Source organism: Verrucomicrobiota bacterium (genome assembly GCA_016871675.1).
Classification (GTDB): Bacteria; Verrucomicrobiota; Verrucomicrobiia; order Limisphaerales; family VHCN01; genus VHCN01.
On record VHCN01000086.1, the window covers coordinates 1 to 10,732 of the forward strand.

The following is a 10,732-nucleotide window of genomic DNA, read 5'->3' on the forward strand; positions in this document are numbered from 1 at the left end:
GCAGCCCGTAAGTGCTGCCGTCGCCGGTCTTCACGCGCAGCTTCACGGGGAGATTGGCGAGGTCGCGCGCTTCCCACACGGTCGCCTGTTCCTTGCGCGCGGCGTCGCCGGCGAGCGTGACGAGGAATTTGTTGCACGCGCGGCCGTCCACGACTTCGGAGCCCGCGGGCTGGCGCTGAAGCTGGCCGGTCTTGAGCTGCGCCTGCTGGTTGAGCGCGGCGTCCTTGGGCATGGGGAGGGTGACGTAGGTCTTGAGACTCGGCAACGAGAGCACCACGTCCTTGCCCTGCTGCATCTGGAGGGTCATGCGGTCGAGGCCGAGGTTGCGCAGGCTGTCCATTTCCTCGGGAAGCATGCCGGCGCGGTTGGACGGGCTCAGCTGCAGGTCGAACCGCATCTTGCCGTCGAGCATCGTCACCACGAACGGGATCGCCGTGGGCGTCTCGCCGTCGGGCGCCGGGAGTTGAAGTTCCGCCGCGGCCACGAATGCGCGCGTGTCGCTGAAAATCTGCGAGAACGCGGCGGCGAGGAATGGAACCTGGCCCATCACGGCCTCACGCGTGACAGGCTTGGCCTTGTCGCCGCGGTGGGCAAGATTGCCCTGGGCCATGGCCGGAAGCGCGAGCACGATGCACGCCGAGGCCACGAGCCGGCGAAGCGCTTGAACCCGCGAAGGTCGTGCGTTGGTTTTCATGGGCGGGTGGGTGGGTTCGGGAACGAAACTCGCCGCCGAATCACGGCCGCTGTCGGGTCCGGGCCTCGGAGTTTTTTCGCTGGAGCGCATTCTGCAAGAGCATCGGCTGGTCGGGATACTTCGCGTAGGACAGCGGCGGCTCGAAGACGGCGATGTCGGGCGTGATGTCGTTGATGTCGATGAATCGGAACACGACCTCGGCGTTCGGCTCGTGCCATTGGATTTGGACCGGGAAGCCGCGGCGCGTCTCCGACAGCCAGATCGTAGCCTCGTGGCGGCTCGAAGCGTCGCCAGCCAGGACGATCTTCTGAATGACGCACGGCTGGCCGACGGCCATGCCGCGCCCGGCGTCGGTGCGCGAGATCGGCAGGCTGCGCGCCGCCTCTTCGCGAGTAAGCGGGAAGTCCGTAAAGCCTTTCAGCTCCGGATACATCAGGTGCATCACGCCACGATCCGGCCGGACCACGCTCACCACCTGGCTGATCCCGACGGCGATGAGGCTCGTGAAGGTCGGCGCCGGAATCGCCGCGGCTCGCACTTCGTTCAGATCCATGTCGGTGCGGAACCGCCCGTCAAGAAACGCGACGATGAGCGGGACCGTGTTCGTGTCGCGGGCATTTGGCGGACCGACCACCAAGTCCATCTCCGCGCGCGCGGTGAATGGCTTGACGTTGCCGAGCACTTGCGCTGTGGCGGCGTCCATGTTGAACGGCCGCGCGAGGGCCGGGTCGGTCTTGCGCACGGGCGGGGACGGCAGTGTGCCGCGCGGCTGGGTCGCCGGCGCGAGCGTCGTGGCGGGGTTCACCGGGTTTGCCGAGGTGTTGACCATGCCCTTCGGCACGTAGGGCGTGGCGACGGGCCGGCCCGGCAGAGGGATCGACTGCAACTCCTGCCGCGGGAACACGGCGCGCTTGTTCGCCGGCTGCGTCTGCGCCTTGGAATCCAGCGCCCCAACCACGGCAAGAACCATGACAGCCATCGCAAACCCGGCGCTGCCATTAAAGGCGGTGTGATTCATTCAGCGTGGGCGCAACGTATCGCCTTCCGATTGCCTTCGCCATACCAAAAGCGCGGCGAACCGGTTCGAAGCAAATTCTTGAAACGGGCCTGAATAATCGTATCCTCCCAAAGTCAATTACACCGAACTTTTACAACCAACATGAGCAACTCAAAGAACTTCGGCTGGTGCAATTCTCCTGAACATCCGTGGCATCCGAGCCGCCGCGATTTCATGCAGGTTGGCTTCCTTGGAGCGCTCGGCCTGACCGCCGGCGACGTCCTGCGCCTCCAGGCGGAGAACGGCCCCGGAGCCAAGGAGGGCAAGGCCAAGTCGGTCATCAACATTTATCTCCCCGGCGGCTCCGCGCACCAGGAGTCGTGGGACCCGAAGCACCTCGCCCCGATCGAGTATCGCGGGCCGATGGGCGTCGTGAAGACCAAGCTCGACGGCGTTTACTTTTCGGAGAACATGAAGCGCTCCGCCGAGATCGCCGACAAGATCACGGTCGTCCGCTCCATGACCCACGGCGAGGCCGCCCACGAGCGCGGCACGCACAACATGATGACCGGCAACCGCCCGTCGCCCGCGCTCGAGTATCCGAGCATTGGCGCCATCGTTTCCCACGAACTCGGGCCGCGAAACAACCTCCCGGCTTACGTCGCGATTCCCAGTGTCTCCGGTTACGGTGGCACGGGCTACCTCGGATCCGCTTACGGCGCGTTCAGCCTCGGAGCGAGCCCCGAAAGCGGCGGCTTCCGCGTCCGCGACCTCACGCTGCCCGGCGGCATTGATGCGAAGCGCTTCGAACAGCGCCGGTCAATGCGCGAAGTGGTCGACGCGCACTTCTCGAAAGTCGAGAAGGCCGACGTGCTCGACGGCATGGATTCCTTCTATCAGCGCGCCTACAGCATGATCTCCTCGGAGAAGGCCCGTGCCGCGTTCGACATCGAGGCCGAGAAGGCCGAACTCCGCGACCAATACGGCCGCAACGCCGCCGGCCAGCGCATGATCCTCGCGCGCCGCCTCGTCGAGGCGGGCGTGCGATTTGTTTCGCTCACCTACGGCGGCTGGGATCACCACGACAACATCCGCAACGCGAACAACAACCAGATGCCCCCGTTCGACCAGGCGTTTGCGATGCTCGTGAAGGACCTCGACCAGCGCGGCATGCTCGACTCGACGCTCGTCATGATCACGTCCGAGTTCGGCCGCACCCCGAAGATCAACGGCACCGCAGGCCGCGACCACTGGCCCAAGGTGTTTAGCGTGGTCTTCGCCGGCGGCGGCGTGAAACGCGGTTACGTCCACGGCGCGTCCGATGCGACCGGCGCCGAGCCCGACCATTCGCCGTTTACCGTCGCGAATTACGCGTCCACGGTCTTCAGCCTGATGGGCATCGACCCCGAGAAGCGCCTCAAGGCGCCGGGTGGCCGTCCGCAGGCCATCGTCACGGGCGACGTCCACGTGGAGAAGGACATCCTCGCCTGATCCCGATGCTGAATCGGGAGTCACCGCGAACAAGGTTTGGTTCCTGAGTGAACCACGGAATGCGGGGCGATGCTCGTGACGGGCGTTGCCCCGCCCTTTTTTGATTATGAAGCAACTGACCCTCATCGCCTCGCTCGTGCTCGCGGGCTTCACCGCCGGAGCCGTCCAGCCGCAATTCAGCAACACCCGACCGACCGGCCTCCAGCGCGGCACCGAGGGCGAACTCACCCTCAGCGGAGCGCGCCTCGAGGACACCCAGGAGATCCTCCTCTACAACGCCGGCGTGCAGTTCGTGAAGTTCGAGCAGATCACGAACAACTCCGTCCGCGTCCGGTTCAAGGTTGCGCCCGACTGTCCGCTCGGCGAGCAGAAGCTCCGCATCCGCACCAAGTCCGGCGTCTCGGAGCTCCGCACCTTCCTCATCAGCGCGTATCCCATCGTCGAGGAGATGGAGCCCAACACCACGCAGGACAAGGCGCAGAAAATCCCGGCCAACTGCACCGTCGAAGGCTCGATGAACAATGAGGACGTCGATTACTACGTGCTCGATGCGAAGAAGGGCCAGCGCATCTCCGCCGAGGTCGAAGGCATGCGGCTCGGCCGCACGATGTTCGACTCCTACCTGGCCATCCACGACCGCAACGGCAGGCAACTCGCCAAGTCCGACGACACCGCGCTCTTCGTGCAGGACGCGTTCGTGACCATCGTCGCTCCCGCGGACGGCGAGTATCTCATCGAAGTCCGCGAGAGTTCCTACGGGGGCGGCGGCAATCCGTATCGCGTCCACATCGGCCATTTCCCGCGCCCGACCGCGGTGTTTCCGCCGGGCGGTCCCGCGGGACAATCGCTCGACGTGCGTTTCATCGGCGACGCCGCCGGCGACATCCGGAAGACGGTGCAGCTTCCCGAGCCGTCGCCCTTCCGGCAGGGCGTGTTCGCCGAGAAGGATGGCCTGACCGCGCCGTCCGCCAACCCGATTCGCGTCTCGGATTTCCCCAACGTCCTCGAAGCCGAGCCCAACGAAGACGCCAAGACCGCGACATCGACCGAACTCGAACTCCCGCTCGCCTTCAACGGCATCATCGAGAAGACAGGGGACGTGGACTGGTTCCGCTTCAAGGCGAAGCGCGGGCAGACCTACGACGTGAACGTCTATGCGCGCCGCATCCGCTCGCCCCTCGACTCGACCCTGTCCATCACCGACACCAACGGCAACGCGCTCGCGAGCAACGACGACTCCGGCGGCTCCGACAGCTACACGCGCTTCAACGTCCCGCGCGACGACTACTTCCTCATCAAGGTCACCGACCACCTCGGCAACGGCGGCCCAGATTACACTTATCGCGTCGAAGTCACGCCCGTGACTTCCGCCGTTCAGCTTTTCATCGCCGACACCGCCCGCTACGACACGCAGACGCGCAAATCCATCGTCGTCGCGCGCGGCAACCGCTTCGCCTCGCTCATCAACGTCCGCCGCGTGAATGTCGGCGGCGACCTCGAGTTCGCGCCCGACAATTTCCCGGCGGGCCTCAAGTTCTTCGCCGACACGATGCCCGCCGGCCAGACCATCGTGCCCATCGTCTTCGAGGCGGACGCCAACGCGCCCATCGCAGGCAGGCTCGCGAACATCAACGGCCGCATCATCCCGCCAAAGGACGCGAAGGACTTCAAGGAAGTGAAGGGCGGGTTCTGGCAGAACTTCGACCTCGTGCAGAACGGCAATGACGGCGTCTATTACGCGACCCACGCGGACAAGGTCGCCGTCTCCGTCGTGGACGAATTGCCGTTCAAACTCCGGATCGAGCAACCGAAGCAGGCACTCCCGCAATCCGGCAGCAAGGAGATCCAGGTCATCGCCGAGCGCAAAGCCGGCTGGGACGAGCCCATCACGCTCCGCATGCTCTATAACCCGCCCGGCACCGGCTCGCAGCCCGACGTCACCATCGCCAAGGGCCAGACCACCGCGAACTACACACTTAACGCCGGCGGCGGAGCGACGCTTCGCAATTGGAAGATTGCCGTGCTCGGCCAGTCCACCGTGGACGGCGGCACCGCCTACGTTTCCACGCAACTGGCCGATCTCGAAATCGCCGAGCCGTATGTGACCGGCCGGTTCGACATCACCAACGTCACCGTCGGTGGTTCCGTCAAGGTCACGTGCAGGCTCGACCAGAAGCGCCCCTTCGAAGGCTCCGCCGAAGTCACCGTCAACGGCCTGCCCACCGGCGCGACCGCGAGTCCGGTGATGATCACAAAAGACTCCAAGGAGATCGTGTTCAACGTGAACACCGCGACCAACGCGCAGAAAGGCGTCGCCCGCACGCTCATGGCCACCGCGGTCATCAAGCAGGGCGCCGAGCAGGTCGTCCAGACCATCGCCGCCAACGGCCAGCTTCGCATTGACGCGCTGCGCACGCTCGTCGCCGCGGCCCCGCCGCCCGCGGCCAGCACCCCCCCGGGCCGGCCGAAGAAGAAGTCCAACAACAACTGACCACGACCATGAAGATGCTTCCCGCCATTCTGTTCCTCTGCGCCCCGCTTGCCGCGCTCGCCGCGAAGGCGCCCGACTTGCTCGACGTGAAAGTCTGGCCCGCCGAGGTCACCCTCTCCACCAAGCAGGCGCGCCAGGCGCTTGCCGTGCAGGCGACGTTCTCCGACACCACAACGCAGGATGTCACCGAGAAAGCCACATACACCTTCGGCGACAAGACGCTCGTGAAGTTCGACAAAGGGGTCATGACTCCGCTCGCCGACGGCAAGACGGAGCTCGTGATCAAGTTCGGCGGCAAGTCGCTCACCGTGCCCGTGAAGGTCGAGAAGGCCGCCGAGGAACGTCCCATCAGCTTCACGCTCGACGTCATGCCCGTGTTCACGAAGGCCGGCTGCAACGTCGGCGGCTGCCACGGCGCGGCGCGCGGCAAGGACGGGTTCTTCCTGTCGCTCTTCGGCTACGACCCTGCGGGAGATTATCATCGCATCACCCGCGAGTTTCCCGGCCGCCGCATCAACCTCGCGCTGCCCGATGACAGCCTGCTCGTCGAGAAGGCGCTCGGGCGGGTGCCGCACACCGGCGGCGAACGCTTCAAGGCCGACAGCGAGCTCTATCACACGCTCATTCGCTGGCTCAAAGCCGGCGCGCCGAAGGACGCCGCGACCGTCGCGACCGTCGTGGACGTGGACATCAACCCGAAGCAGGCCGTGATCGAGGGCGCGGGCAACACGCAGCGGCTCAACGTCCGCGCCGTGTATTCCGATGGCACCTCGCGCGACGTCACCGCGACCTCCGACTACCTCACAAGCAACGACGTCGCCGCCAAGGTGGACGGCTCCGGTCGCATCACGGCGGGCAGCCGGGGCGAGGCGTTCGTCATGGCGCGCTACGCCGGCTTCACCGTCGGCTCGCAAATTCTCGTCATCCCGAAGGACGCGAAGGCCGAGTTTCCGGCCGTCGCCGAGAACAACTACATCGACCGCCACGTCCACAACAAGCTGCGCAAGATTCGCATCACCCCGAGCGAACTGTGCGACGACGCGACCTTCATCCGCCGCGTGTATCTCGACATCACCGGCCTGCTGCCGTCGGCTGAGGACACGCGCAAGTTCGTCGCCGACAGCGACGCAAAGAAGCGCGAGAAGCTCGTGGACACGCTCCTGGCGCGCGACGAGTTCAACGACATCTGGGTGATGAAGTTCGCCGAGCTGCTCCAGGTGCGCACGGACAACAACCGCTTCCAATACAAGTCGGCGCTGCACTACTACACGTGGCTGCAGGAGCAGTTCGCCAAGAACGTGCCGATGAGCGAGCTCGTGCAGGACCTCCTCACGTCCAAGGGCGGCACCTTCTCGAATCCCGCGGCGAACTTCTACAAGGTCGAGACCGACGTGCTCAAGATGACCGAGAACGTCGCGCAGGTGTTCATGGGCATGCGCATCCAGTGCGCCCAGTGCCACAACCACCCGTTCGACAAGTGGAAGATGGACGACTACTACAGCTTCGCCGCGTTCTTCTCGCAGGTCGGCCGCAAGACCGGCGAGGACCAGCGCGAGACGATCGTCTTCAACTCCGGCAGCGGCGGCGTCCGCCACCCCGTCGGCAACAAGGACATGCCGCCCAAGTTCCTCGGCGGCGCGCAGCCGGAGATCGCCCGCGGCGCCGACCGGCGCGAAATCGTCGGCAAGTGGCTCGCCTCGCCCGAGAATCCCTTCTTCGCGCGCAACCTCGCCAACATCGTCTGGGCGCACTTCTTCGGACAGGGCATCGTGGAGCCCGTGGACGACGTGCGCATCAGCAACCCGCCGTCCAACCCGGAGTTGCTCGACGCGCTCGCCACCGAGTTCACGAAGTCCAACTACAACTTCCGCAAGCTCGTCCGCGACATCTGCACCTCGCGCGCCTACCAGCTCTCGCCCAAGTCCAATGAGACCAACGCGAGCGACACGCGCAACTTCGCCAAGGGCTCCATCCGCCGGCTGCGCGCCGAGGTCCTGCTCGATTGCATCAATCAAGTCACCGTCGCCAAGGACAAGTTCCGGGGGTTGCCGCTCGGCGCGCGCGCGGTCGAAATCGTGGACGGCCGCACCACCACGTTCTTCCTCACCACCTTCGGCCGCGCCGACCGCGGCACCGTCTGCTCGTGTGAGGTCAAGATGGAGCCGAACCTCTCGCAGGCGCTCCACCTTCTCAACGGTGACACCGTGAACACCAAGGTCGCCAGCGGCGGGTTCGTGCGCTCGCTGCTGCGCGATGGCCGTGCACCGGCCGACGTCATCGACGAGATGTATTTCCGGTGCTTCTCGCGCCCGCCGACCAGCGAGGAAAAGACCAAGCTCGTCGCCTTTGTGAAGGACGCCAAGAACGACCAGGAAACATCCGACATCCTCAACGACATTTTCTGGTCCGTGCTGAACTCGAAGGAGTTCATCTTCAATCACTGAGCCGTTCCACGCCGCGCCCCCGACGCAGCGTCGGGGCGTGGCTTCACCAGCAACCGACCGCGCATTTGATGAAATCACGTCCGCTCATTCTTGCCTCCGCCCTCGGCTCCATCGCCGCCGCGCTCGCGGTTTCGGCCGTCGCGCAGCAACCCGCCAAGGTCACCTACGAGGACCACGTCCTCCCCGTCTTCCGCAACAACTGCCTCAAGTGCCACAACCCCGAGAAGGCCAAGGCCGACCTTGACCTCTCGAGCTTCAGCGCGGCGATGAAGGGCGGCAGTTCCGGCGTGGTCCTCAAGAGCGGCGATGCCGACGGCTCCAAGCTCGTCAAGGTCATCCTGCACGCCGAAGAACCGGAGATGCCGCCGAAGTCCAAGCTGCCCGACAAGGAAATCGCGCTCATCAAGGCGTGGGTCGCGGGTGGCCTGCTTGAAAACTCGGGCTCCAAGGTCATCGCGATGAACCGGCCCAAGGTGGACCTCACCGCCGCCGTGGGTTCCTCCGACAAGCTCGACGGCCCGCCGCCGATGCCCGGCGACGTGCTGCTCGAACCGCTTGTCCGCACCGAGCGCGCGAGCGTCGCGACAGCGCTGGCCGCCAGTCCGTGGTCGCCGCTCATCGCCGTCGGCGGGCAGCGCCAGATTCTGCTCTACAACACAGACTCGCTCGAACTCGCCGGCGTCTTCCCCTTCCCCGAAGGCCACGCCGCCGACCTCAAGTTCAGCCGCAACGGCAAGCTCCTCGTCGCCGGCGGCGGCCGGGGGAGCAAGTCCGGCTTCGCCGTCGTCTGGGATGTCACCACCGGTGACCAAATCCTGAAAGTCGGCGAGGAACCCGACGTCGCGCTTGCTGCGGACCTCTCGCCCAACCAGCAGTGGATCGCCCTCGGCGGGCCGAGCAAGCTCGTGAAGATTTTCTCCACCAAGACCGGCGAGCAGCTCTTCAAGATGAAGAAGCACACCGACTGGGTCACGGCCGCCGAGTTCAGCCCCGACAACACGTATCTCGCCACGGGAGACCGCGGCGGTGGCGTCGTGGTGTGGGAAGCCGAGACGGGCGAGGAAGTCCACGTGCTCGCCGGCCATCGCGGCCAGATCACCTCGCTCATGTGGCGCAACGGCGAAGTCCTCATGAGCGCGAGCGAGGACGGCTCCGTCCGCACGTGGACCATGCTCGAAGGCCAGCAAGCGCGGAACTCCACAACGCACACCGGCGGCGTCCTCGGCGCAAAACTTTCACGTTCAGGCAAGCTCGTCACTTGTGGGCGAGACAACCAGGCGGCCGTGTGGGATGCCGGCGGCAACCGCACCACCGCCGTCACCAGCACCAACGACTTGCCCGTGCGCGTCGCGCTCACTCACGACGGCGGGCGGTTCGTCCTCGTGGACTGGACCGGCCGCGCGTCCGTTTGCGACGCGACCAATGGTCAGCGAATCGGTCTCCTCGACCTCAACCCGCCGACCATCGCCGACCAGCTCGCGCTTGCGCAGAAGCGCGCCGACGAACTCGATCAGGCCGCCGCAAAGGCTCCCGGGCTCTTGGCCGCCGCCGAGGCCGAGGCGAAAAAGCTCCAGGAGTCCAAGGCCGCTGGGAAAGCCGTCGAGGATGCGGTGAAGAAAGTCACCGAGGCGAAGGCCACCGCAGAAAAGGCGCCGAGGGATGCCGCCGCCGCGAAAGCGGGCGTCGAGCGGCTCAAGCTCGGGCAGTTCTTCGTCCAAGTTTACAAGGCCCGCGAGAGCTTCACGTCGAAGAAGGACGAGCGCGAGCGCCTCCTCGCCGAAGCCGACGCCGCGAAGGCTTCCGCCAAGAAACTCTCCGACGAACTCACGGCCGCGAAGAAGGAAAAAACCAAGACGAAGGAAGAGAAGGACGCGCTCGCCGCGAAAGTGAAGCGGCTCAACGACCAGATCAAACTGGCGAATGAGAAGGCCTCCACGTCGAAATCCACCGCCGACAAACTCGCCAAGCTGTTGCCCGCCGAGGAAACCAAGTTCAAGAAACTCCAGGCCGAGTATCAAAAGCTGAAAGGCCCCGCCCCCGCCGGTCCGGTCAAGACCGCCGGCATTTGAACGCGCCTAGTCCTCCTTGTCGCTGACCGATGTGCGTTTCGTTTCCACGGTGCGATTGAAGCGCCGGCTCAAGGTCGAAGTGTTCCCGCGCCGGACCGCAGCAGAGATCCCCGGCTTCACCGATGCGGCGAAATGCTACCCGCGATGACTGCGTTTCGCCCCGCCCGGGGCGTCATTCGTCACGTGAACGCGCCGGCTCGTCCTCGCGCCGTTGTTCATGCGTCAGTCCTTGTTACCTTCGACGCAGACCGGCAAAGTGAACCAATCACGCCCGCCATGAAGACACTCACCTCACTTACGCCCGCCGGCGCCCTTTGCGCCGCGCTCGCCCCCGCCAGCCTGCAGGCGCAGGACCGGAAGCAACCGCAACAGCCGGGCAACTTCCGCGGCGCCGACCGCACCATGCGCGCGGGCGGCACGCTCGTCCCGGCGTTACTTTGCCTGGCGCTCTCCGGCACCGCCCTCGCCCAGCAACCGCGCGCCACCGAGCGGCGCGATGCGATTCGCGTCGAGCGCATCGCGTCGAAGTATGCCGCCGCGCCGCAG

The 10,732-nt window shown here is 65.6% G+C and carries 7 protein-coding genes; 5 read left to right on the forward strand and 2 right to left on the reverse strand.

The window, feature by feature from the left end; translation table 11 throughout:
* Both FJ386_13795 and FJ386_13800 read right to left on the reverse strand, forming a co-directional pair.
* Positions 1 to 694 (reverse strand): hypothetical protein (locus FJ386_13795; GenBank protein ID MBM3877765.1); only part of this gene is annotated, 694 nt, incomplete at its 3' end.
* 40 nt (positions 695 to 734) lie between these two features.
* On the reverse strand, positions 735 to 1,712 hold the full coding sequence (locus FJ386_13800) for a hypothetical protein (protein ID MBM3877766.1): 978 nt from the start codon (positions 1,710 to 1,712) through the stop codon (positions 735 to 737).
* Positions 1,713 to 1,925: 213 nt separating this feature from the next.
* Between FJ386_13800 and FJ386_13805 the strand changes: the two genes are divergently transcribed.
* The 5 genes from FJ386_13805 to FJ386_13825 form a co-directional block, all read left to right on the forward strand.
* Positions 1,926 to 3,182, forward strand: coding sequence for a DUF1501 domain-containing protein (locus tag FJ386_13805; GenBank protein MBM3877767.1), 1,257 nt, complete (start codon positions 1,926 to 1,928; stop codon positions 3,180 to 3,182).
* 106 nt (positions 3,183 to 3,288) lie between these two features.
* A complete protein-coding gene (locus FJ386_13810; protein ID MBM3877768.1) occupies positions 3,289 to 5,673 on the forward strand; it encodes a peptidase in 2,385 nt (794 codons plus the stop codon).
* Positions 5,674 to 5,681: 8 nt separating this feature from the next.
* Complete coding sequence (locus FJ386_13815) at positions 5,682 to 8,117, forward strand: DUF1549 domain-containing protein (GenBank protein MBM3877769.1); 2,436 nt, start codon at positions 5,682 to 5,684, stop codon at positions 8,115 to 8,117.
* A gap of 68 nt (positions 8,118 to 8,185) precedes the next feature.
* Positions 8,186 to 10,186 (forward strand): hypothetical protein, encoded by a 2,001-nt coding sequence (locus FJ386_13820; GenBank protein MBM3877770.1) that lies wholly within the window; start codon positions 8,186 to 8,188, stop codon positions 10,184 to 10,186.
* Between the two features lie 276 nt (positions 10,187 to 10,462).
* Positions 10,463 to 10,732 (forward strand): hypothetical protein (locus FJ386_13825; protein MBM3877771.1); only part of this gene is annotated, 270 nt, incomplete at its 3' end.

Coding starts and splice junctions, on each gene's coding strand:
- FJ386_13815 (MBM3877769.1), top strand. CDS start 5,682: ATGAAGATGCTTCCCGCCATTCTGTTCCTCTGCGCCCCGCTTGCCGCG.
- FJ386_13810 (MBM3877768.1), top strand. CDS start 3,289: ATGAAGCAACTGACCCTCATCGCCTCGCTCGTGCTCGCGGGCTTCACC.
- FJ386_13800 (MBM3877766.1), bottom strand. CDS start 1,712: ATGAATCACACCGCCTTTAATGGCAGCGCCGGGTTTGCGATGGCTGTC.
- FJ386_13820 (MBM3877770.1), top strand. CDS start 8,186: ATGAAATCACGTCCGCTCATTCTTGCCTCCGCCCTCGGCTCCATCGCC.
- FJ386_13805 (MBM3877767.1), top strand. CDS start 1,926: ATGCAGGTTGGCTTCCTTGGAGCGCTCGGCCTGACCGCCGGCGACGTC.